The following is a 23,402-nucleotide window of genomic DNA, read 5'->3' on the forward strand; positions in this document are numbered from 1 at the left end:
CTCTTCCGGCCCTGACGCCAGACACCACGCGATGTTGATAGAAAGGTTTGATGGCGAAACTGCACATCAAAGGCGGCGAATCATACAGAAAATAACCGCCGTATGCAAACTGTTCCGCCATTTTCCGCACCCGCTGCGCGGGATACGCCGGGAGAGAGTGCGCCATTTTGCGGGCACACAGTGTACACTATGGCGTCGTATTTATCAGCTGGATGATTTTCATGCCCGTTGCTCATGTTGCCTTGCCCGTACCTTTAGCCCGCACCTTTGATTATCTGCTGCCTGACGAGATGACGGCGGCGGCGGGCTGCCGCGTGCGCGTGCCTTTCGGCAAGCAGCAGCGCGTCGGCATTGTGGTCTCCGTCAGCGAGCAAAGCGAACTGCCGCGCAACGAGCTAAAAAGCGTGGCGGACGTGCTCGATAACGAAACGCTTTTCCCGCCTGCGCTCTGGCGGATACTGCTGTGGGCCGCCGATTATTACCATCACCCGATCGGCGACGTCTTGTTTCACGCTCTGCCCGTACTGTTGCGCCAGGGCAAGCCCGCCAGCCCCGCGCCGCTCTGGTACTGGTTCGCCACCGATGAAGGACGCAGCGTCGATTTGCAAAGCCTTAAGCGTGCGCCAAAGCAGCAGCAGGCGCTGGCCGCGCTTCGCCAGCGTAATATCTGGCGTCATGAAGTGACGGAGGAAGGCTTTAGCGAGACGGCGTTCCAGGCGCTGCGGGAAAAGGCGTTATGCGATTTGCGCAGCGAACTGCCTGCGATTGCCGACTGGCGCGGCGCGTTTCAGGTTTCCGGCGACCGCCTGCGCCTTAACACCGAACAGGCGACGGCGGTTGGCGCCATTCACAGCGCGGCGGACAGCTTCTCCGCCTGGCTGCTGGCGGGCGTTACCGGCTCCGGTAAGACGGAAGTTTATCTCAGCGTGCTGGAAAATGTGCTCGCTCAGGGCAAGCAGGCGCTGGTGCTGGTGCCGGAAATCGGCCTGACGCCGCAAACTATCGCCCGCTTTCGCGAACGCTTTAACGCGCCGGTGGAGGTATTGCACTCGGGGCTTAATGACAGCGAGCGCCTGAGCGCCTGGCTGAAGGCGAAAAGCGGCGAGGCGGCGATTGTTATCGGCACCCGCTCCGCGCTCTTCACGCCGTTTAAAAACCTGGGCGTTATTGTTATCGATGAGGAGCACGACAGCTCTTATAAACAGCAGGAAGGGTTCCGCTATCACGCCCGGGACCTGGCGGTCTACCGCGCCCATACGGAACAGATCCCGATTATTCTTGGCTCCGCCACTCCTGCGCTGGAAACGCTGCATAACGTGCGCCTGCGCAAATACCGCCTGCTGAAGCTGACCCGCCGGGCCGGCAACGCCCGCCCCGCCATACAGCACGTGCTGGATCTAAAAGGCCAGCCTTTGCAGGCGGGCCTCGCGCCTGCGCTTCTCGCCAGCATGCGCCAGCATTTGCAGGCCAATAACCAGGTGATTCTTTTTCTTAACCGCCGCGGCTTCGCCCCTGCGCTGCTGTGCCACGACTGCGGCTGGATTGCCGAATGCCCGCGCTGCGACCACTACTATACGCTTCACCAGTCAACGCATCAGCTGCGCTGCCACCACTGCGACAGCCAGCGGCCGGTGCCGCGCCAGTGCCCGCAGTGCGGCTCCACGCATACCGTTCCGGTGGGGCTTGGCACCGAGCAGCTGGAACAAACGCTTGCGCCTCTTTTTCCCGGCGTGCCGTTGTCCCGCATTGACCGCGACACCACCAGCCGCAAAGGGGCGCTTGAGCAACACCTCGCCGAAGTGCATCGCGGCGGGGCGCGCATTCTTATCGGCACCCAGATGCTGGCGAAGGGGCACCATTTTCCGGACGTGACGCTGGTGGCGCTGCTGGATGTGGACGGCGCGCTCTTTTCCGCCGATTTTCGTTCCGCCGAGCGTTTCGCGCAGCTTTATACCCAGGTGGCGGGACGCGCCGGCCGCGCAGGCAAACAGGGCGAAGTGATATTGCAAACCCACCACCCGGAGCATCCTTTATTACAGACGCTTTTAAGCCAGGGCTATGACGCCTTCGCCGATCAGGCGCTGGCCGAGCGCGTCAGCGTTTCGCTGCCGCCGTTCAGCAGCCATGTGTTGATTCGCGCGGAAGATCACAACAACCAGGAGGCGCCGCAGTTCCTGCAACAGATGAATAACCTGCTGCGCTCAAGCCCGCTGGCGGACGCCCATCTGTGGATCCTCGGGCCGGTGCCCGCGCTGCAACCGAAACGCGGCGGCCGCTACCGCTGGCAACTGCTGTTGCAGCACCCTTCCCGGCAGCTTTTACAGCGTCTGCTCGGCGGCAGCCTCGCGCTCGTCAACACGCTGCCTGCCGCCCGCAAGGTGAAATGGACGCTGGATGTGGATCCGATCGAAAGTTAATCAACGCGGCGATTTCTGCGAAACGTATCGAAAAAAATGAAATCTCCATCACATTACTGATGTAATTTTTGTAAGTCGATGCTTTAAATAGCTGATAAGAACGTGATGAATGTCCGATAAAGGAAGTGTCTGCGTCCGCTGTGGCGCAGATGAGGAGAAGAAGTTGAAGCCCAAAAAGCAGGTTGCCGCCGCAACCATGAAAGATGTCGCCGCCCAGGCGCGCGTTTCGACGGCCACGGTATCGCGCGCCTTAATGAACCCGGAAAAGGTGTCGCAGACGACCCGCCACCGCGTTGAACAGGCGGCTATTGAGGTAGGTTATCTGCCCAATTCGCTCAGCCGCAGCCTCAAACGCCACGAGTCCCGTACTATCCTGGTTATCGTGCCCGATATTTGCGACCCTTTCTTTAGCGAAATTATTCGCGGTATTGAAGTGACTGCCGCCGGACAGGGCTATCTGGTGTTGATTGGCGATTGCGCTCATCAGAACCAGCAGGAAAAAACATTCATCGACCTGATTATCACCAAGCAGATTGACGGCATGCTGCTGCTCGGCTCGCGCCTGCCCTTCGACGCCAGCAAAGAAGAGCAGCGCAACCTGCCGCCGATGGTCATGGCGAACGAATTCGCGCCGGAGCTGGAGCTGCCGACGGTGCATATCGACAACCTTACCGCCGCCTTCAACGCCGTGAATTATCTGCATGAACTGGGGCATGAGCGCATCGCCTGCATCGCCGGGCCTGAAGAGATGCCGCTGTGTCATTACCGCTTGCAGGGCTACGTGCAGGCGCTGCGCCGTTGCGGCATCACCGTCGACCCGCACTATATCGCCCGCGGCGACTTTACTTACGAAGCCGGCGCCAACGCACTTTCCCAACTGCTCGACCTGCCTAAGCCGCCTACCGCCGTGTTCTGCCACAGCGACGTAATGGCGCTGGGCGCGCTTTCGCACGCTAAACGGCGCGGCTACAAAGTGCCGAACGATATCTCGCTGATTGGCTTTGATAATATTTCGCTTTCCGCGTTCTGCGACCCGCCCCTGACCACCGTCTCGCAGCCGCGTTTCGACATTGGCCGCGAAGCGATGCTGTTGTTGCTCGACCAGCTTAACGGGATAAGGGTCGACAGCGGTTCGCGCCTGCTCGACTGCGAACTGGTGGTGCGCGGCTCAAGCGCAGCGCCTGCGCTTCGAAAATAAGCGCCTTTAAGACGCCCCTGACTGGTCAAAGGGCCGCCCCTTAAGTAACATGGCGGGCTGATAACGAACGAATACAGCGAAACGATAGTGGCACAAAGAGATTATGTACGCCGCGGACAGCCGGCTCCCGCGCGGCGCAAAAAGAGTCCTACCCGCAAAAAGCAACGTAACCTGCCTGCTGTTTCCCCGGCTATGGTCGCCATTGCGGCCGCTGTGGTGGTCGCCTTTGTCGGCGCCCTGTACTTTATTACCCATCACAAGAAAGAAGAGGCGGAGACGCTGCCGGGCCATAAAGTGGCGGGCAACGGCCTGCCGCCAAAGCCGGAAGAGCGCTGGCGCTATATTAAAGAGCTGGAAAGCCGTCAGCCTGGGGTGGTGAAGCCCACCGAGCCGTCCGCAGGCGGCGAAATCATGCACCAGGATCAGCTGACCAACGAACAGCGCCAGCTGCTTGAGCAGATGCAGGCGGATATGCGCCAGCAGCCGACGCAGCTTAGCGAAGTGCCGTGGAACGAGCAGACGCCGGAGCAGCGCCAGCAAACGTTGCAGCGCCAACGGTTAATCCAGCAGCAACAGCAGCTGAATGCCGCAGCGCAGCAACAGCGTAACCCGCAACGCGTGGCGGAGCAGCCTTACCAGCCGCAGCAGCAAAGCCGTCAGACGCAGAGCTATCAGCAACAACCTGTTCGCCAGGCGCAAACCTATCAGCAGCAGCCTGCCCGTACTGAGGCTTATCAGCAGCCGAAAACCGCGCAGCCGGCCCGCAGCGCCGCGCAACAGCAGCCTTACCAGGATCTGCTGCAAACGCCGCCGCATAACACAACGGCGCGCACGCCGCCGAAAACCGAGCAGGCCGCGCCGGTCACTCGCGAGGTAGAAACGGCGAAACAACCCGTCGAAAAAGCGGAGAAAAAAGACACTCGCCGCTGGATGGTGCAGTGCGGCTCGTTTAAAGGCGCGGAGCAGGCGGAAACCGTACGCGCGCAGCTCGCGTTTGAAGGGTTTGATTCACGTATTACCGCTAACAATGGCTGGAACCGCGTGGTAATAGGCCCGATGAAAGGCAAAGAAAACGCCGACGGCACCCTCACCCGCCTTAAGCTTGCAGGCCACGCAAACTGCATTCGTCTCGCCGCCGGGGGTTGAAAGCCCCAAAACGCCCCCCATCTATAATTGCATTCTGCCCCGTACACCGTGCGGGGCCCTTCTTTAGCCTATGCAATAAGGGGATTGCTCGTGACAACAATAGTAAGTGTGCGCCGCAACGGCCAGGTCGTAATTGGTGGTGACGGACAAGCCACCCTGGGCAATACCGTGATGAAAGGCAACGTGAAAAAAGTGCGTCGCCTCTATAACGACAAAGTTATCGCCGGTTTTGCAGGCGGCACCGCAGACGCTTTTACGCTGTTCGAACTGTTTGAGCGCAAGCTGGAAATGCACCAGGGCCACCTGGTGAAAGCCGCCGTGGAGCTGGCGAAAGACTGGCGTACCGACCGTATGCTGCGCCGTCTTGAAGCGCTGCTGGCGGTCGCGGATGAAAACGCCTCACTGATCATCACCGGTAATGGCGACGTAGTGCAGCCGGAAAACGACCTCATCGCCATTGGTTCCGGCGGGCCTTATGCGCAGGCTGCGGCACGCGCGCTGCTGGAAAACACCGAGCTTGGCGCTCGTGAAATCGTAGAGAAGTCGCTGGGGATTGCGGGTGATATCTGCATCTACACCAACCACTTCCTCACCATCGAAGAATTACCTTCTAAAGCGTAAGGATCTCCCATGTCTGAAATGACTCCTCGCGAAATTGTCAGCGAACTCGACAAACACATTATCGGCCAGGACGCGGCGAAACGTTCTGTGGCTATCGCGCTGCGTAACCGCTGGCGCCGTATGCAGCTTAACGAAGAGCTGCGTCATGAAGTCACGCCGAAAAACATTCTGATGATCGGCCCAACCGGCGTGGGTAAAACCGAAATCGCCCGTCGCCTGGCGAAGCTCGCCAATGCGCCGTTCATTAAAGTGGAAGCAACTAAATTCACTGAAGTGGGCTATGTGGGTAAAGAAGTGGATTCCATCATCCGCGATCTGACCGATTCCGCCATTAAAATGGTGCGCATGCAGTCCATTGAGAAAAACCGCTATCGCGCTGAAGAGCTGGCCGAAGAGCGCATTCTCGACGCGCTGATCCCGCCGGCGAAAAACAACTGGGGCCAGCCGGAGCAGGCGCAGGAACCTTCTGCCGCTCGCCAGGCGTTCCGCAAAAAACTGCGCGAAGGCGAACTGGACGACAAAGAGATTGAAATTAATCTCGCCGCCGCGCCGATGGGCGTGGAGATTATGGCGCCTCCGGGCATGGAAGAGATGACCAGCCAGTTGCAGTCTATGTTCCAGAACCTGGGCGGCCAGAAGCAGAAGCCGCGCAAGCTGAAAATCAAAGACGCTATGAAGCTGCTGGTGGAAGAAGAAGCGGCGAAGCTGGTTAACCCGGAAGAGCTGAAAGAGCAGGCTATCGAAGCGGTTGAGCAGCATGGCATTGTCTTTATCGATGAGATAGACAAAATCTGTAAGCGCGGCAACGTTTCCGGGCCGGACGTTTCCCGTGAAGGCGTGCAGCGCGACCTGCTGCCGCTGGTGGAAGGCTGCACCGTCTCCACCAAACACGGGATGGTGAAAACCGATCACATCCTGTTTATCGCGTCCGGCGCGTTCCAGGTGGCAAGCCCGTCCGACCTCATTCCGGAATTGCAGGGCCGCCTGCCGATCCGCGTTGAGTTGCAGGCGCTGACGACTGAAGATTTCGAGCGCATCCTGACCGAGCCGAACGCGTCCGTCACTATGCAGTACAAAGCGCTGATGGCGACCGAAGGGGTGAACATCGACTTTACCGACGATGGCATCCGTCGTATCGCCCAGGCGGCCTGGCAGGTGAACGAGACCACTGAGAATATCGGCGCGCGTCGTCTGCACACCGTGCTGGAGCGCCTGATGGAAGATATCTCTTATGACGCCAGCGATCTCGGCGGCCAGAGCATTACTATTGATGCGGAATATGTAAGCAAGCATCTGGATGAGCTGGTGGCAGATGAAGATCTGAGCCGTTTTATCCTATAATCGCGCGCAACGCATTTTCATCACATTTAGTGGGGGCTATGCCCCCATTTTTTATTGTTGGCGCACTCATGACTGAAACCGATTCTGTATCCCGTACCCAGGCCTGGCTGGAAAGCCTGCGTCCCCGCACGCTGCCTCTTGCTTTCGCCTCTATCGTGGTTGGCACCGCGCTCGCCTACTGGCAGGGCATGTTCGATCCTGTCGTCGCGCTGCTGGCGCTGCTTACCGCCGGACTGCTGCAAATTCTCTCTAATCTCGCTAATGATTATGGCGACGCGGTAAAAGGCAGCGACAAGCCGGACCGTATCGGCCCGCTGCGCGGCATGCAAAAAGGGGTAATTACCGCAGCGCAAATGAAACGCGCGCTGGTGATCACCGTGATTCTGATTTGCCTTTCCGGTTTTGCCCTGGTGCGCGTCGCCTGCCATAACATGACCGATTTTATTGGCTTTCTGGCGCTTGGCGCGCTCTCCATCGTCGCCGCCATCACCTATACCGTCGGCACGCGCCCTTACGGCTATATGGGGCTTGGCGATATTTCCGTGCTGGTTTTCTTTGGCTGGCTGAGCGTGGCAGGCAGTTGGTATTTACAGGCGCACACGCTGATTGGCGCGATTTTTCTGCCCGCCACCGCCAGCGGTTTGCTCGCCACTGCCGTACTGAACATTAATAACCTGCGCGATATCGACAGCGACCGGGCGAACGGTAAAAACACCCTGGCCGTACGTCTGGGGCCGGTGATGGCGCGCCGCTATCACGCCGCGCTGCTGCTGGGCTCGCTGCTTTGCCTTGCGGTATTTAACCTGTTATGGCTGCACAGCGCCTGGGGCTGGCTGTTTATTCTCGCCGCTCCGCTGCTGATTAAACAGGCGCGCTACGTTTTAACGGAGCAGGAGCCGGTGGCGATGCGCCCGATGCTGGAGCGCACGGTCAAAGGAGCGCTGCTGGTTAACCTGTTGTTTGCGCTGGGCGTTGTGCTAAGCCGCGTGCCTTTTTAGCTGACAAATATCAATTAACAATTGATGATTTTGCCAACAATGCGCGTTAAGCGATATACTGAAAACTCTTGCAGCAACTAAGCGTTAAGCCAATGAAATACGATACTTCTGAGCTTTGTGATATCTACCAGGAAGAGGTCAACGTCGTCGAGCCGCTCTTCACCAATTTTGGCGGCCGCTCTTCGTTTGGCGGGCAAATCATCACGGTAAAATGTTTCGAGGACAACGGGTTGCTGTATGAGCTGCTCGAGGAGAACGGCCGCGGCCGCGTGCTGCTGGTGGACGGCGGCGGCTCGGTACGCCGGGCGCTGGTCGACGCCGATCTCGCGCGCCTTGCGGTGCAGAACGAGTGGGAAGGCATGGTGGTTTATGGCGCGGTGCGTCAGGTGGACGACCTTGAAGAGCTGGATATCGGCATTCAGGCTATTGCCGCCATTCCAGTGGGCGCAGCGGGAGAAGGCATCGGCGAGAGCGACGTGCGCGTCAATTTCGGCGGCGTGACCTTTTTCTCCGGCGACCATCTCTATGCCGATAACACGGGCATTATCCTCTCCGAAGATCCGCTGGATATCGAGTAACAAAAACGGGCGCCTTAAGCGCCCGTTCTTTTTTGGTTAAAGCGTCAACTCACACTTCTTCCATTTTACCCAGCAGCGCCTGTAGACGCTCCTGCCATACGTGTTGCTGTTCGCGCAGCTGGTGGTTCTCACGCTCCAGCTCTTCACGGCTGCCCTGCGCGTTTTGTACTTCCTGCGCCAGGCTGTTGTTCTTCTCTTTCAGCTCTTCGATTTCCATCTGCAAAAGCGTGATGGTATCAACCGCCTGCTGTACTTTTGCTTCCAGTTTCTCAAACACTTCAAATGACATCGTCATACCTCTCCTGAATTGCAAGGCGTTGATGGATGGCTATCCTCGTCCCGGTTGCCGGCGACGCCTTATGTTACGTGCGAAAACGCTAGTTCCGATTGTATGGAGCGTGACAGCCAGTGTCCAGCGGCATCCCGCGCTGTTTGCGGATTGCCACACTTTTCAGCCTATGCTGAATGCCTTTTGCAAGCATTGCAGGCGATGATTAACATTTCCCTCACCCATTTCGAGCATTTATGGCGCCAGCGCAATTTTCCCTTTTCTGATATCGCTCGAAAACGCTCATTTTCTTGACGTGTCACACACATTTCGATTTCGTTATTTCTCGTTTTTGCTCGTTAACGATAAATTAACACTGTGTCTACACGACATACCGGACAGTTTTATCGTTCGGCTAACAATAATATTCACTTTGCTTCAGGACCCCGATTATGAGTCAAACATCAACCTTAAAAGGACAGTGCATCGCTGAGTTCCTCGGTACCGGGTTGTTGATTTTCTTCGGTGTAGGATGCGTGGCGGCGTTGAAAGTGGCTGGCGCCAGTTTCGGCCAGTGGGAAATCAGTATCATCTGGGGCTTAGGGGTGGCGATGGCTATCTACCTGACCGCAGGTGTCTCTGGCGCGCATCTGAATCCGGCGGTAACCATTGCGTTGTGGCTGTTCGCTTGCTTTGACGGGCGTAAAGTTGTGCCTTTTATTTTTTCTCAGTTTGCCGGCGCTTTTTGCGCAGCGGCGTTGGTTTACGGGCTTTATTACAATCTTTTTTACGACTACGAACAGACCCATCACATGGTGCGCGGCAGTGTGGAAAGCCTCGACCTGGCCGGTATTTTCTCCACTTACCCGAACCCGCATATCAATTTTATGCAGGCCTTCGCAGTGGAAATGATTATCACGGCTATTCTGATGGGCGTGATCCTGGCGCTGACCGACGATGGCAACGGCATTCCGCGCGGCCCGCTGGCGCCTTTGCTGATTGGCTTGCTGATTGCGGTTATCGGGGCTTCTATGGGGCCGCTTACCGGCTTCGCCATGAACCCGGCGCGCGACTTAGGACCGAAAGCCTTCGCCTGGCTTGCGGGCTGGGGTAATGTCGCCTTTACCGGCGGGCGTGATATTCCCTACTTCCTGGTCCCTGCGCTGGGTCCGGTGGTGGGGGCGGCGCTTGGCGCCTTCGGCTATCGCAAATTGATTGGCCGCCATTTACCGTGCGATGCTTGCGTGGACGACGCCGAAGAGCAGTCCGCCGCCGCACAACAAAAAGCTTCGCTGTAACAGATTCACGGGACACCACTATGACTACAGAAAAAAAGTATATCGTCGCGCTCGACCAGGGCACCACCAGTTCCCGCGCCGTGGTGCTGGATCATAACGCGAATATCGTCAGCGTCTCGCAGCGCGAGTTTACGCAAATCTACCCGAAAGCGGGCTGGGTGGAACACGACCCGATGGAAATCTGGGCTTCGCAAAGCTCCACACTGGTGGAAGCGCTGGCGAAAGCGGACATTAGCTCCGACCAGATCGCCGCTATCGGCATTACTAACCAGCGTGAAACCGCCGTGGTCTGGGAGCGCGAAACCGGCAAGCCCATCCACAACGCGATTGTCTGGCAGTGCCGCCGCACGTCGGAGATTTGCGAGCAGCTCAAGCGCGACGGCATGGAAGAGTATGTGCGCCACGCCACCGGCCTGGTTATCGACCCCTACTTCTCCGGCACCAAAGTGAAATGGATCCTGGACCATGTGGAAGGCGCGCGCGAACGCGCTCATCGCGGCGAACTGCTGTTCGGCACCGTCGACACCTGGCTTATCTGGAAAATGACCCAGGGCCGCGTGCACGTCACCGACTACACCAACGCCTCGCGCACCATGCTGTTCAACATCCACGATCTCGACTGGGATGACAAAATGCTGGACGCGCTGGATATCCCGCGCGCCATGCTGCCGCAGGTGCGTAAATCGTCCGAAGTTTACGGCCAGACTAACATTGGCGGTAAAGGCGGCACCCGTATTCCTATCGCCGGCATCGCGGGCGACCAGCAGGCGGCGCTGTTCGGCCAGCTGTGCGTAAAAGAAGGGATGGCGAAGAACACCTACGGCACCGGCTGCTTTATGCTGATGAACACTGGCGAGAAAGCGGTGAAATCGACCCACGGCCTGCTCACGACTATCGCCTGCGGCCCGCGCGGCGAAGTGAACTACGCGCTGGAAGGGGCGGTGTTTATGGCTGGCGCTTCTATCCAGTGGCTGCGCGACGAAATGAAGCTTATCAGCGACGCCTTCGACTCCGAATATTTTGCCACCAAAGTGAAGGACACCAACGGCGTTTACGTCGTCCCTGCCTTTACCGGCCTTGGCGCGCCCTACTGGGACCCGTACGCCCGCGGCGCTATTTTCGGCCTCACCCGCGGCGTGAATTCCAACCACATCATCCGCGCAACGCTCGAATCCATCGCTTATCAAACCCGTGACGTGCTGGAAGCCATGCAGGCAGACTCCGGCATTCGACTGCACGCCTTGCGCGTGGATGGCGGCGCGGTGGCGAACAACTTCCTGATGCAGTTCCAGTCTGACATTCTTGGCACCCGCGTCGAGCGTCCGGAAGTGCGTGAGGTAACGGCGCTGGGCGCGGCTTATCTGGCTGGTCTCGCCGTCGGTTACTGGCAGAACCTGGACGAGTTGCAGGAAAAAGCGGTCATTGAGCGTGAGTTCCGCCCGGGTATCGAAACCACCGAGCGTAACTACCGCTACGAAGGCTGGCGCAAAGCGGTTAAACGCGCCATGGCATGGGAAGAGCACGAGCAATAATCTTCCCCTTCTCCCGCCTGCGGGCGGGAGAGTTTCTCCCCCGTTTTACCGTTCCTGCCGCCAGATAGTGTATCCTTTGCGTCAGACTTCCCCTTTTGATGGTTCGCAGTAAATGAAAGAGATCGAAAAAGCAGAAATTAAGCGTCTGAGCGACCGCCTCGACGCCATCCGCCACCAGCAGGCCGCCACGCCGCTGACGGAAGCCGCAGACAAATACATGGAGCTTGAGAAAGAGAAGGAAACGCTTGAGGCGGAAATCGCCCGTCTGCACGACGTGCGTAACCAGAAGCTCAGCAAAGAGGCGCAAAAGCTGCTGGCGATGCCCTTTAAGCGCGCCATTACCAAAAAAGAGCAGGCCGACATGGGCAAGCTGAAGAAAAGCGTGCGTGGGTTGGTAGTCGTACACCCAATGACCGCGCTGGGCCGCGAAATGGACTTAAAAGAGATGACGGGCTTTGCGAAAAGCGCGTTCTGATGGCTTAGCGGGCGGGCTATGTCGGCCCGCTATGTTTTTTCAGGAGCCTGTGACAACAAGGATTCGAGGGCATTAACCGGATAGAAAAGCCTTTTACGTCCATCGGTGGTGGGTGTCGGAATAAACCCCAGGTTTTGGTAAAACGCGACGGCACGCTCATCTTTCGCCTCAACAAACAGCGCGTAAACCCCTACCGTACGGGCTACTTCATAAACACGCCTGGCAGCGTCAGCCACCAGCATAGCGCCCAGCCCTTTTCCCGCGAAGCGTTTATCTACCGCCAGCCTGCCCAGTAAAATACAGGGCGCATTAGCGTAAGGGATTTGCCGTCTCTTGCTTCCGAATGCCGCTTTCTCAAAAGAGGCGCCGGATAAAGTGTAATAACCGGCGACAGCAGGCGCATCTTCGTTTGTGACAATCATCCAGGCGCGCAATACATTACGCTGCTGTTGAAGCGCAAGGCGGTCATGCAGAAACGTATTCAACTCACTACAACCACAATCAAAAGGGGTCGTTAACCATCCCTGCTCTGGCGCGAAAGGAAAAACGCCTTTTTTCAGCTTCATTCCCAGATTTCATCCTCGTCCAGCCGTTTGAAAGCCCGCTGCAATTGCTCGTTTGGTTCAGGCGGATTATCAAGCGCAGCCATGACAGCCTGCCAGCCTTGCCCGGTGAGTTTGATGCGGTTGTGTTCTTCAAGCAGCGTTTGCGCCCTTTTGCAGGCTGAATCAACAATAAACTGCGAGACGCTGACTTTCGTAAGGCTGGCGGCAGCCTCAATACTGGCCTTGTCTTCAGCGGAAAGGCGGCATTCGAGACGCTCTCTTTTAGGCTGGGCGGTCATGGTCATTCTCCTTACGGTCGCCCCCGGTGGCTGTACGGTAAAATTACGTACAGCGAGGATAACGCCCGGTTGTTGAATTTTCAAACGCCCCTCCTGCTTCTGCTGCTTCCAGTTCTTTTAAAACGCATATTATCCGCGCTTTTCAGTGACCGCACTTTGTCGCTCCGCTTTTACGAGCCCGCTTCCAGAGAATCGCTTTATGCAGGCTGGCGACGTCCGGCAAGGGGATAATTGGCCCAACCAATCCTGGCTAAAATCTTCTGGCCTCTCACAGAACCTTAAAAAACCGTAACCACTGCGTTGCCTAAAACTAACATCTGATTAACCATTCATTGTCACTTACCCTACAAACCCATTTTGGTTGGACCACCTTTACGAAGTGTCGCTTTTAAATGAGCGCAGACTCAGCGCGGCGTAACGCGGTCCCCAGGAGACAGGCAATGGAACTCTGGCAACAGAATTACGACCCGGCAGGCAATCTCTGGCTCTCCAGCCTGATTGCCGCGCTGCCCATCCTCTTTTTCTTTTTCGCGCTGATTAAGCTCAAGCTGAAAGGCTATCTGGCGGCGACCATCACCGTGGCTATCGCGCTGCTGGTGGCGCTCTTTTTCTACCGCATGCCGGTCGACCGGGCTTTCGCTTCGGTGGTGTACGGCTTCTTTTACGGCCTGTGGCCGATCGCATGGATAATCATCGCGGCGGTTTTTGTTTATAAAATTTCGGTAAAAACCGGCCAGTTCGACATCATCCGGTCATCAATACTCTCAATTACGCCGGACCAGCGTTTGCAGATGCTGATCGTCGGCTTTTCGTTTGGCGCATTCCTGGAAGGGGCCGCCGGGTTTGGCGCGCCAGTGGCGATTACCGCCGCGCTGCTGGTAGGGCTTGGTTTTAACCCGCTCTATGCGGCGGGGCTATGTCTTATCGTCAATACCGCGCCGGTGGCCTTCGGCGCAATGGGCATTCCCATTCTGGTAGCAGGCCAGGTGACCGGCATCGACAGCTTCGCCATCGGCCAGATGGTAGGGCGCCAGCTTCCGTTCCTGACTATCATCGTGCTGTTCTGGATCATGGCGATTATGGACGGCTGGCGCGGCGTAAAAGAGACATGGCCGGCGGTGCTGGTGGCGGGCGGTTCGTTCGCGATAGCCCAGTATTTAAGCTCGAATTTTATCGGCCCGGAGCTGCCGGACATTATCTCGTCGCTGGTTTCGCTGGTTTGCCTGACGCTGTTTTTAAAACGCTGGCAGCCGGTACGCATCTTCCGCTTCGGCGATGCCGGCGCCTCGCTGGTGGACCAGACGCTGGCGCGCAAGAACTATACTTTAGGCCAGGTGGTTCGCGCCTGGACGCCGTTCCTGTTCCTTACCGCCACGGTAACGCTCTGGAGCGTGCCGCCGTTTAAGGCTTTGTTTGCGAAAGAAGGCCCGCTTGCGGACTGGGTATTTAATATCGCCGTGCCGCATCTGGATAAACTGGTGGCCCGCATGCCGCCTGTGGTGGCGGAAGCCACGCCGTATGCCGCGGTCTATAAATTCGACTGGTTCTCGGCTACCGGCACCGCCATCCTCGTTGCGGCGCTTATCTCCATCGTCTGGCTGCGCATGAAGCCGAAGGCGGCAGTAGAAACCTTCGGCCAGACGATGAAAGAGCTGGCGCTGCCCATTTACTCCATCGGCATGGTGCTGGCGTTTGCCTTTATCTCTAACTACTCCGGGCTGTCGTCAACGCTTGCCCTGGCCCTGGCCCATACCGGCAGCGCGTTCCCGTTCTTCTCGCCGTTCCTCGGCTGGCTCGGCGTCTTCCTGACCGGCTCGGATACCTCGTCGAACGCGCTGTTCGCCGCGCTTCAGGCGACCGCCGCCCAGCAGATTGGCGTGTCGGATATTCTGATGGTGGCGGCGAATACCACCGGCGGCGTGACCGGCAAGATGATTTCGCCGCAGTCTATCGCCATCGCCTGCGCGGCTGTGGGGCTGGTAGGCAAAGAGTCAGACCTGTTCCGCTTTACCGTGAAACACAGCCTGATTTTTACCTGCATGGTGGGTCTTATCACCACGCTTCAGGCTTATGTCTTCACCTGGATGATCCCATGACCATGATGACAAAGCGCCTCGCCGACCACCTGGTGGAGCGCATCCGGACGATTATTCGCGACCGGGGGCTGGAGGCGGGCATGCGGTTGCCCGCCGAGCGCAAGTTCGCCGCCGAGCTTGGCGTATCGCGCAATTCGCTGCGCGAGGCGATACAAATTCTTATCCGCGAAGGGCTGCTGGTCAGCCGTCGCGGCGGCGGCACCTTCCTGCGTTATCAGCTGGAGCCCTGGTCGGAACAGCGCATCGTGCAGCCCATCCGCAGCCTGCTGGCGCAGGATCCCGGCTACCGCTACGACATTTTAGAAGCGCGCCACGCCATTGAGGCCAGCACCGCCTGGCATGCGGCGCTTCGGGCCACGCCCGCCGACAAAGAAAAGCTGCAAATCTGTTTTGACGCAACGCTGAAGTTTACCGAGCGCGACGACCCGGATCTCGCCGCGCAGGCGGACGTGCGCTTTCATCTGGCGATTGCCGAAGCCTCACATAACATCGTGCTGCTGCAAACCATGCGCGGCTTCTTCGACCTGCTGCAATCTTCCGTGATGGAAAGCCGCCAGCGTATGTATCTGCAACCGCCGATTTTCTCGCAGCTCACTGAACAACACCGTGAAATGCTGGAAGCGATTCTGGCGGGCGACGCCGAGCAGGCGCGCAAAGCGGTGATGCAGCACCTCGGCTTTGTCCACTCCACCATTAAACAACTTGATGAAGACGTCGCCCGCCAGGCGCGCGTAACCCGCCTGCCCGACGACCCGCTCGCACCTTACCAGGAGAAAAAAGAATGATTATTTCCGCGGCAAGTGATTACCGGGCCGCAGCGAAACGCAAGCTGCCGCCTTTTCTGTTTCACTATATCGACGGCGGCGCTTACGCCGAATATACCCTGCGCCGCAACGTGGAAGACCTTTCGCAGGTGGCGCTGCGCCAGCGCGTGCTGAAAAATATGTCCGACCTGAGCCTTGAAACGAAACTGTTTAACGAAACGCTCTCTATGCCGGTAGCGCTCGCCCCTGTCGGGCTGTGCGGCATGTATGCCCGCCGCGGCGAAGTGCAGGCGGCGCGCGCAGCGGCGGCAAAAGGCATTCCGTTTACCCTCTCGACTGTTTCCGTCTGCCCGATTGAAGAAGTGGCGCCCGCCATCAACCGCCCGATGTGGTTCCAGCTTTACGTACTGCGCGACCGCGGCTTTATGCGCAACGCCCTGGAGCGCGCCAAAGCGGCGGGCTGCTCCACGCTGGTCTTTACTGTCGATATGCCGACGCCTGGCGCGCGTTACCGCGACGCTCACTCCGGCATGAGCGGCGCCAACGCCGCCATGCGCCGCTACTGGCAGGCGGTCACGCACCCGGAATGGGCCTGGGATGTCGGGTTACATGGCCGCCCGCACGACCTTGGCAATATTTCCACCTACCTTGGCAAGCCAACCGGGCTTGAGGATTACATCGGCTGGCTGGCCAACAACTTCGACCCGTCGATTTCCTGGAAAGACCTGGAGTGGATCCGCGAGTTCTGGGACGGCCCGATGGTGATTAAAGGCATTCTCGACCCGGAAGACGCGCGCGACGCGGTGCGCTTCGGCGCCGACGGCATTGTGGTCTCCAACCACGGCGGCCGCCAGCTGGACGGCGTACTCTCTTCCGCCCGCGCCCTGCCCGCTATCGCCGACGCGGTGAAAGGCGATATCGCCATTCTCGCCGACAGCGGCATTCGCAACGGGCTGGACGTGGTACGCATGATTGCGCTCGGCGCCGACAGCGTGCTGCTGGGCCGCGCTTACCTTTACGCCCTCGCCACGCACGGCGAGAAAGGCGTGGCTAATCTGCTGAATCTGATTGAAAAAGAGATGCGGGTAGCGATGACGCTGACGGGCGCGAAATCAATCAAGGAAATCACGCGTGAGTCACTGGTGCCTGCGCCGGAGTTTACCTCGGTGCTGGCGGAGCTGCCTGCCGCCAGCGCAAAAACCAAGCGGGATAACGCGGCTTAAGCCGCGGTGTTTAAGGGCGAGTTTCATTTCGCTACGCAAACTCGCCCGACATAAAATTCAGTAGCAGGGCAATTAACGCAGGCCCGTCATTAGCCTCTTCCCCACAACCTGCGCGAAAAGCTTTCGATCTTGCCGCTAAGACGCCGCTTTTGCATGGTTTTAGCCCAGCTTGCTGAAAGCCCGGCGGCGCTAAGCAGGCGGTGGTATTGCTCGTCATCGAACGGCATATGCCAGGCGATGGCGGCCGCTTCTTTTACAGCGATATCGCTCACGCGGGAAACCAGCGCCAGCGGCGTATCGGCGGTCGTTTTCCCTTCTGCAATGACCCTGTAAAGCCAGCCGCAGCGCGCTTTTTCCTGCATCAGCCCGGAAAGATCGTTAATGCCGGAGTGAAAGTTAACCTTAAAACAGGGCGAGCGCGGCTGGGTCACCTGAATCAGCGCCTCGCCCCACTGGAAAATGTCGCCAATAAAAACGTTCTCTTCCGTAAGCCCGACGGTAGACAGATTCTCGCCAAACGCCGGGGCGACAAACCACGCCGCCTGCTGAGGGAATTCCCGCGCCCACTGTTCGTAATGCTCGCGCGGATAATGACACAGCGCCCGATCCGGTCCGCCGTGTATTTTTTTCTCAGCCTGTTTATCACCCGCCAGCCCGCGGCTGGTCAGGGATAACTCCCCCTCCACCTGCACTTTGGCGATAGCGCTTGGCCGCGAACCTTCATACTCGCGCACCTTGCCGATAAAAACGTCTACGGGATACTGCATTCGCGCCTCCTTTTGCGGATATAAAAAAAGCGAGCCATCAGGCTCGCTTCTTAGCGGTCATTTTGCAATCTTATTTCTGAGAAGCAAAACGCGCAGCCGCTTCGTCCCAGTTCACTACGTTCCAGAACTCTTTGATGTAGTCCGGACGACGGTTCTGGAATTTCAGGTAGTAAGCGTGCTCCCACACGTCCAGACCCAGGATCGGGTAGCCGGAAGCGCCGGAAACCGCTTCGCCCATCAGCGGGGAATCCTGGTTAGCGGTGGAAACCACAGCCAGCTTATCGCCCTGCTTAACCAGCCACGCCCAGCCGGAGCCGAAACGGGTAGCAGCGGCTTTCTCAAACTCTTCTTTAAATTTCTCAACGGAGCCGAAATCGCGCTCAATAGCGGCTTTCAGATCGCCCTGGAGGGTGGTGCCTTTTTTCAGGCCTTTCCAGAACAGGCTGTGGTTAGCGTGGCCGCCCGCGTTGTTGCGCAGTACGGTTTTCTTGTCCGCCGGCACCTGGTCCAGTTTGGTGATCAGCTCTTCAACCGGCAGGTTAGCGAATTCCGGCAGGCTTTCCAGCGCCGCGTTGGCGTTGTTAACGTAGGTCTGGTGATGTTTGGTGTGATGGATTTCCATCGTCTGCTTGTCGAAATGCGGTTCCAGGGCGTCGTAAGCATACGGCAGGGAAGGCAGTGTATAGCTCATAATCATCTCCATTTATTGTCGGGCGGCAGAGGGGTGTTAACGCCGCGTAAGCAGTTGGTTCATTATAGTTAATTAAGTGATATTGAAAATGTTTATCAATGCCGCAGTTTTCATAAGGTTATTGTTTTTCGGCTGGATGCGCAAAAAGTAAGCGGCGCGCCCGTGTCGTTCCGGGCCGCTATGCCCGTTCACACGGCCTTAAACAAGGCTTTATTCCGCACCGTGATATAACGCTTTTTTATAACTTTTTCAGAAAACGTTTAACCCGCGAGCCACCGCCGGCTGGTCTGCTTGAGGTTTGCGAGGCATAACGCCGGGGGCAATCGTCTGTTGAAGGTTCATGGAAGCTTACGAGGCTTTGTGCAACGCAACGCCGAACTGCTGGCGCCATACCCGTGGCGTCACGCCCGTTTCTCGCGTAAACACCACCGAAAAGTAGTTGCTGTCCTCAAAACCGCAGCGCGAGGCAATATCGCTAATCAACATGTCGGTGTGGCGCAGCAAATATTGCGCCTGGCAGATGCGCAGCTGGCGCAGATACTGGCTGATGGTCATGCCAGTCTGCTGGCGGAAAAGCTGGCGCAGCGGTCGTTCGGCTGCCTGATGACGCTCGCAGAAGCGCGCCAGGTCGAAATCCGCGTCGAGACTTTTGCCGAGCGCGGCGATAAGCAAGTCCAGCGTTTCCCCCTGCTCCGTCGCCGCTTCGTCGGCAGGCTGGTAGCGGTGGCGGCGCAGCGCGATGCAAAGCTGCAAAAAGAGACTCTCGGCAAGGCACTGCGACAGCGCGTCCGGCTTAACGCTTTCATGCTCCAGCTGGTGGATGATCTGCCGCGCCTGCGCCATCCCCTGGCTGCCGATGCGCCAGCGCGCTTCGCTGCCGCGCGGCGGGTGCAGCAGTTCCGGCCAGTCGACGTTCAGCCGCAAGCGCTCCGGGCAATAGATAATGTTATGCAGCACCAGGTCGTTCACCGCCTGGTAGCTGTGACGGTCTTCGGCGCGAATATAAAACAGATCGCCGCAGGTGATGCGCCAGGGCCGGTCGTTCAGCACATGCAGGCCGTTGCCGCGCCAGACCAGCACCAGTTCGCAGAAGTCATGGGAATGTTCAGCGAAGACATTTTGCGGATAGCGGTCCGCTACCGCGACGGCCTGGGTCGCGGTAGCAAAAAAGTCATCTTTTTTGAGGATTAACTGGCCGGCCACATCACGCTCCCCAGGCTAAACAGTCAGAAAGTATCGACGTTTTTGGCGCTTAAGAGGGTGATTTGTCTCGCGTTACTGGAACTGACCGTCGCGGCCAAGGCGAATTTCGCGTGGCGACCAGCAGAACTCGCGTTTAAAAAGCGTGGAGAAGTGGTTGCTGTCGCCAAAGCCGCACTGGTAGGCGATATCCGTCACGCTCTCTTCGCTGTGACGCAGCAGGTGCCGCGCTTTAATCAGCCGTAAACGGTTTAAGTAACGCTGCGGCGTCAACCCGGTTTGCTGTTTTAGTTGCCGGTGCAGGGTGCGAAGCGAAAGATTAAACCGGTCGGCGAGCTGCTCCCAGCAAACCTCTTCAGCAAAGTGCGCCTCAAGCCAGGCGATCATCCTGTTAAGCCGTTCGTCCGCATGGCCGGTATGTTCCGCAAGGCTGCTTTTTCGCAGCAAAATCAGCAACTGCATAAAAAGAAGCTCCCGGTTAGCGACGGCGTGCGTGTCAGCCGCTTCGCCCAGGGATTCTATCTGTTCGATAAGCCCGCGAACCTGCTGTAAAACCTGCGGCCCGACCCGCCAGTGGGAAGGATAGTTGCCGTCCTGCTCCTGCGGCAGCAGCCGCTCCAGTCCGGCGATAAACGAAAAGGCGTCCGGCGCGCGGTAAAGCACGTTAGTCAGGCACAGGTTCTCGGTGTGCTCGAAAAGGTGCCGGTCATGGTCACGCACAAAACAAACAGAGCCGCCGCTCAGCGTATAGGGCTGACCATTGAAAATGTGGGTGCCGGTGCCGTGTTCAACTATCACGATCTCCCAGAAGTCGTGATGATGTTCAGGAAACGCCGCCTGCGGCAGGCGTGGTTCAATCGCCACCGTCGCATTGCCCGACGGGAAAAAATCAGCGCCGTATAAGACCGTCATGTTCGCCTCCTTCACACCTGAAAGTAGCGTGATAGTAGATAAGCGCCCGGCCCCTCACCTTAAATTTTCGACAGAAAAACGCGCAAACTCTGCACGTTTTTTAAGAAAGGGCCGGAAATATTCAGAAATGCGGGAAGGCTCACAGGCGCTCGCTTTCTGCCGCAAAGGCCGATTTGTGAAACGCCTCACGTTTACCTTTGTTCTGTTGCCAGACCCGGTATAGCGCTGTCAGTTACGTGAAGGTGACAGGCCGCGCGCTTTTTTAGACTGGCGGGAAAGCTTCAGACAAGGACCTCATCATGACTCTTCGCCATAGTGTTGCCGTTGACCTGGGCGCCTCCAGCGGTCGCGTGATGCTGGCGCGTTACGACAGCGCGAGCCGCGAACTGCACCTTAAGGAGATCCATCGCTTCGCCAACAGCCTTAAGCGGCAGCAAGGTTTTGATACCTGGGATGTCGACGCGCTGGAGGGTGAAATCCGCGTCGGGTTACAGAAAGCCTGCGATGAAGCGCAGGTGATAGACAGCATCGGCATCGACACCTGGGGCGTGGATTTTGTGTTGCTCGATAAAGCAGGAAACCGCGTCGGGCTGCCGGTTGCCTACCGCGACAGCCGCACCGAAGGCGTAATGCAGCAGGCCTGCGCAGAGCTGGGGCGCGAAGAGATTTACCGCCGCACCGGCATTCAGTTTCTGCCCTTCAATACCCTTTATCAGCTACGCGCGCTGGCCGAACAGCAACCTGCGCTGCTCGGGCAGGTCGAGCATGCCCTGCTGATGCCCGACTACCTTTGCTACCGCCTCACCGGCACGCTGAACTGGGAATACACCAACGCCACCACCACGCAGATGGTGAATATCAATACCGATAACTGGGATGAAACGCTGCTCGCCTGGGCTGGCGTGCCGCCGCGCTGGTTTGGCGCGCCCACGCACCCCGGGAACGTCATCGGCCACTGGGTTTGCCGCGAGGGCAGGCGCATACCGGTGGTTTGCGTCGCCACCCACGACACCGCCAGCGCGGTTATCGCCGCGCCTTTACAGGACGCCGACGCCGCCTGGCTCTCTTCCGGCACCTGGTCGCTGATGGGCTTTGAGAGCAAAACGCCCTATGCCAGCGAAGCGGCGCTGGCCGCCAACGTCACCAACGAAGGCGGCGCGGAAGGCCGCTACCGGGTGCTGAAAAATATCATGGGGCTGTGGCTGCTTCAGCGCATGGTGAAAGAGCAAAACGTCAGCGACCTGCCCGCGCTTATTCAGCAGGCGCAGCAGCTTCCCGCCTGCCGGTTTGTCATTAACCCCAACGACGACCGCTTTCTCAACCCGCAGAACATGAGCGCGGAAATTCAGGCCGCCTGCCGCGAAGGCGATCAGGAAGTTCCCCGCAGCGCGGCGGAACTGGCGCGCTGCATCTTCGACAGCCTCGCGCTGCTCTACGCGCAGGTGTTGCAGGAACTGGCGCAGCTGCGCGGCACGCCGTTTACGCGCCTGCATATCGTGGGCGGCGGCAGCCAGAACCGCTTTTTAAACCAGCTGTGCGCCGACGCCTGCGGCCTGCCGGTCTCCTCCGGCCCGGTTGAAGCGTCCACGCTTGGCAACATCGGCTGTCAGCTAATGGCGCTTGATGAGATTGCAGATGTGGACGCGTTCCGCCAGCTCATTCTTACCAGCCACCCGCTGGAGGCGTTCTCTCCCCGGACAGACAGCGAAATTGCCCGCTTTGTTGCGCAGTTTCAGCACAACTTAAAAACACGTAAGGAGCTTTGCGCATGACCACTTACATTAATCAGGCCTGGGAACTGGCGAAACAGCGCTTCGCCGCCGTCGGGGTGGATGCCGACGAGGCGCTTCGTCAGCTCGACCGCCTGCCGGTTTCCATGCACTGCTGGCAGGGCGACGACGTCGCCGGGTTTGAAAATCCGCAGGGCGCGCTGACCGGCGGCATTCAGGCCACCGGCAATTATCCGGGCAAAGCGCGCAACGCCACGGAACTGCGCGCCGACCTGGAGCAGGCGATGAGCCTGATCCCGGGGCCGAAGCGCCTGAACCTGCACGCCATTTATCTGGAAGCCGACGCGCCGGTGGCGCGCAACGAAATCAAACCGCAGCACTTTCAAAACTGGGTGGAATGGGCCAAAAAGCAGCGGCTCGGCCTCGACTTTAACCCTTCCTGTTTTTCACACCCGCTGAGCGCCGACGGCTTTACCCTTTCGCACGTCAACCCGGAGATTCGTCAGTTCTGGATTGAGCACTGCCAGGCAAGCCGCCGCGTATCCGCATACTTCGGCGAGCAGCTCGGCACGCCGTCGGTGATGAATATCTGGATCCCGGACGGCATGAAAGATGTGCCGGTAGACCGCCTGGCGCCGCGTCAACGCCTGCTTTCCGCGCTTGATGAGGTCATCAGCGAAAAGCTTAACCCGGCGCACCATATCGACGCGGTAGAGAGCAAGCTGTTCGGTATCGGCGCCGAAAGCTATACCGTCGGCTCCGGTGAGTTTTATATGGGCTACGCCGCCAGCCGCCAGACCGCGCTGTGTCTCGACGCCGGTCACTTCCATCCAACCGAAGTCATTTCCGACAAAATCTCCGCCGCCATGCTCTACGTGCCGCGCCTGCTGCTGCACGTAAGCCGCCCGGTGCGCTGGGACAGCGACCACGTCGTGCTGCTGGATGACGAAACTCAGGCTATCGCCAGCGAGATCATTCGCCACGACCTGTTCGACCGCGTGCATATCGGCCTCGATTTTTTTGACGCTTCTATCAACCGCGTCGCCGCGTGGGTTATTGGCACCCGCAACATGAAAAAAGCGCTGCTGCGCGCGCTGCTGGAGCCGACCGCCCTGCTGCGCCAGCTGGAGCAAGAAGGCGACTACACCGGCCGCCTGGCGCTGCTGGAAGAGCAAAAATCGCTGCCGTGGCAGGCGGTCTGGGAAACGTATTGTCAGCGGCATGACACCCCGGCCGACGCCGCCTGGCTTACCGCCGTTCGTCACTATGAACAAAACGTTTTAAGCAAGCGCTAAGGAGCACT

At 58.5% G+C, this 23,402-nt stretch carries 22 protein-coding genes; 15 read left to right on the top strand and 7 right to left on the bottom strand.

The window, feature by feature from the left end; genetic code table 11:
• The first annotated feature begins 221 nt into the window (after positions 1-221).
• The 7 genes from priA (at position 222) to rraA (ending at position 8,299) form a co-directional block, all read left to right on the top strand.
• Positions 222-2,417: a primosomal protein N' gene (priA, locus tag DW56_RS09235; RefSeq protein ID WP_024553818.1), complete on the top strand. Its 2,196-nt coding sequence runs from the start codon at positions 222-224 to the stop codon at positions 2,415-2,417.
• Between the two features lie 163 nt (positions 2,418-2,580).
• A complete protein-coding gene (cytR, locus tag DW56_RS09240; RefSeq protein ID WP_024553819.1) occupies positions 2,581-3,615 on the top strand; it encodes a DNA-binding transcriptional regulator CytR in 1,035 nt (344 codons plus the stop codon).
• An 87-nt stretch (positions 3,616-3,702) separates the two neighbouring features.
• Positions 3,703-4,761, top strand: coding sequence for a cell division protein FtsN (ftsN, locus tag DW56_RS09245; RefSeq protein WP_024553820.1), 1,059 nt, complete (start codon positions 3,703-3,705; stop codon positions 4,759-4,761).
• A gap of 90 nt (positions 4,762-4,851) precedes the next feature.
• Entirely contained in the window at positions 4,852-5,382 is a 531-nt protein-coding gene (hslV, locus tag DW56_RS09250) for an ATP-dependent protease subunit HslV (RefSeq protein ID WP_024553821.1), read from the top strand.
• A gap of 9 nt (positions 5,383-5,391) precedes the next feature.
• A complete protein-coding gene (hslU, locus tag DW56_RS09255; protein WP_024553822.1) occupies positions 5,392-6,723 on the top strand; it encodes an HslU--HslV peptidase ATPase subunit in 1,332 nt (443 codons plus the stop codon).
• Positions 6,724-6,791: 68 nt separating this feature from the next.
• A complete protein-coding gene (gene menA, locus DW56_RS09260; protein WP_024553823.1) occupies positions 6,792-7,721 on the top strand; it encodes a 1,4-dihydroxy-2-naphthoate polyprenyltransferase in 930 nt (309 codons plus the stop codon).
• Between the two features lie 92 nt (positions 7,722-7,813).
• Positions 7,814-8,299 carry a ribonuclease E activity regulator RraA gene (rraA, locus tag DW56_RS09265; RefSeq protein ID WP_024553824.1) on the top strand — a complete coding sequence of 162 codons (486 nt, stop codon included), beginning with the start codon at positions 7,814-7,816 and terminating at the stop codon, positions 8,297-8,299.
• Between the two features lie 49 nt (positions 8,300-8,348).
• Here the strand turns inward: rraA and zapB are convergent, their stop codons facing one another.
• A complete protein-coding gene (gene zapB / locus DW56_RS09270) occupies positions 8,349-8,594 on the bottom strand; it encodes a septal ring assembly protein ZapB (RefSeq protein ID WP_110877497.1) in 246 nt (81 codons plus the stop codon).
• A gap of 425 nt (positions 8,595-9,019) precedes the next feature.
• On the opposite strand from zapB, the gene DW56_RS09275 reads away from it, so the two are divergent.
• From DW56_RS09275 to DW56_RS09285, 3 genes are all read left to right on the top strand, one after another.
• Positions 9,020-9,865: an MIP/aquaporin family protein gene (locus DW56_RS09275; protein ID WP_024553826.1), complete on the top strand. Its 846-nt coding sequence runs from the start codon at positions 9,020-9,022 to the stop codon at positions 9,863-9,865.
• A gap of 20 nt (positions 9,866-9,885) precedes the next feature.
• Entirely contained in the window at positions 9,886-11,397 is a 1,512-nt protein-coding gene (gene glpK / locus DW56_RS09280; protein WP_024553827.1) for a glycerol kinase GlpK, read from the top strand.
• Positions 11,398-11,509: 112 nt separating this feature from the next.
• Complete coding sequence (locus DW56_RS09285) at positions 11,510-11,872, top strand: YibL family ribosome-associated protein (protein ID WP_024553828.1); 363 nt, start codon at positions 11,510-11,512, stop codon at positions 11,870-11,872.
• A gap of 29 nt (positions 11,873-11,901) precedes the next feature.
• Here the strand turns inward: DW56_RS09285 and DW56_RS09290 are convergent, their stop codons facing one another.
• Entirely contained in the window at positions 11,902-12,438 is a 537-nt protein-coding gene (locus DW56_RS09290; protein ID WP_024553829.1) for a GNAT family N-acetyltransferase, read from the bottom strand.
• Positions 12,435-12,800: a type II toxin-antitoxin system TacA family antitoxin gene (locus DW56_RS09295; RefSeq protein ID WP_234409215.1), complete on the bottom strand. Its 366-nt coding sequence runs from the start codon at positions 12,798-12,800 to the stop codon at positions 12,435-12,437. Before DW56_RS09295 ends, DW56_RS09290 begins: the two co-directional genes overlap by 4 nt.
• 356 nt (positions 12,801-13,156) lie before the next feature.
• On the opposite strand from DW56_RS09295, the gene lldP reads away from it, so the two are divergent.
• The 3 genes from lldP to lldD are packed head-to-tail and all read left to right on the top strand — an operon-like array spanning position 13,157 to position 16,799.
• Positions 13,157-14,812 carry an L-lactate permease gene (gene lldP, locus DW56_RS09300; RefSeq protein ID WP_024553831.1) on the top strand — a complete coding sequence of 552 codons (1,656 nt, stop codon included), beginning with the start codon at positions 13,157-13,159 and terminating at the stop codon, positions 14,810-14,812.
• A complete protein-coding gene (gene lldR / locus DW56_RS09305; protein WP_024553832.1) occupies positions 14,809-15,597 on the top strand; it encodes a transcriptional regulator LldR in 789 nt (262 codons plus the stop codon). The genes lldP and lldR overlap by 4 nt, the downstream gene beginning before the upstream one ends.
• Entirely contained in the window at positions 15,594-16,799 is a 1,206-nt protein-coding gene (gene lldD / locus DW56_RS09310) for an FMN-dependent L-lactate dehydrogenase LldD (RefSeq protein ID WP_029589771.1), read from the top strand. Before lldR ends, lldD begins: the two co-directional genes overlap by 4 nt.
• Before the next feature lie 89 nt (positions 16,800-16,888).
• Here the strand turns inward: lldD and yiiM are convergent, their stop codons facing one another.
• From yiiM to rhaS, 4 genes are all read right to left on the bottom strand, one after another.
• On the bottom strand, positions 16,889-17,566 hold the full coding sequence (gene yiiM / locus DW56_RS09315; protein ID WP_024553834.1) for a 6-hydroxyaminopurine reductase: 678 nt from the start codon (positions 17,564-17,566) through the stop codon (positions 16,889-16,891).
• Between the two features lie 70 nt (positions 17,567-17,636).
• Complete coding sequence (sodA, locus tag DW56_RS09320) at positions 17,637-18,257, bottom strand: superoxide dismutase [Mn] (protein WP_024553835.1); 621 nt, start codon at positions 18,255-18,257, stop codon at positions 17,637-17,639.
• Positions 18,258-18,605: 348 nt separating this feature from the next.
• Positions 18,606-19,460, bottom strand: a complete 855-nt coding sequence (gene rhaR / locus DW56_RS09325; protein ID WP_024553836.1) for an HTH-type transcriptional activator RhaR — start codon at positions 19,458-19,460, stop codon at positions 18,606-18,608.
• 72 nt (positions 19,461-19,532) lie between these two features.
• Positions 19,533-20,369 carry an HTH-type transcriptional activator RhaS gene (gene rhaS, locus DW56_RS09330; protein WP_024553837.1) on the bottom strand — a complete coding sequence of 279 codons (837 nt, stop codon included), beginning with the start codon at positions 20,367-20,369 and terminating at the stop codon, positions 19,533-19,535.
• A gap of 299 nt (positions 20,370-20,668) precedes the next feature.
• Here rhaS and rhaB point away from each other — a divergent pair, with 299 nt between their 5' ends.
• Positions 20,669-22,141: a rhamnulokinase gene (rhaB, locus tag DW56_RS09335; RefSeq protein WP_024562082.1), complete on the top strand. Its 1,473-nt coding sequence runs from the start codon at positions 20,669-20,671 to the stop codon at positions 22,139-22,141.
• The gene (gene rhaA / locus DW56_RS09340; protein ID WP_024552160.1) at positions 22,138-23,394 is read left to right on the top strand and encodes an L-rhamnose isomerase; all 1,257 of its coding nucleotides are present in this window, start codon (positions 22,138-22,140) and stop codon (positions 23,392-23,394) included. The genes rhaB and rhaA overlap by 4 nt, the downstream gene beginning before the upstream one ends.
• Positions 23,395-23,402 lie beyond the last annotated feature (8 nt).

The organism is Franconibacter helveticus LMG 23732 (assembly GCF_000463115.2).
GTDB classification, from domain to species: Bacteria; Pseudomonadota; Gammaproteobacteria; order Enterobacterales; family Enterobacteriaceae; genus Franconibacter; species Franconibacter helveticus.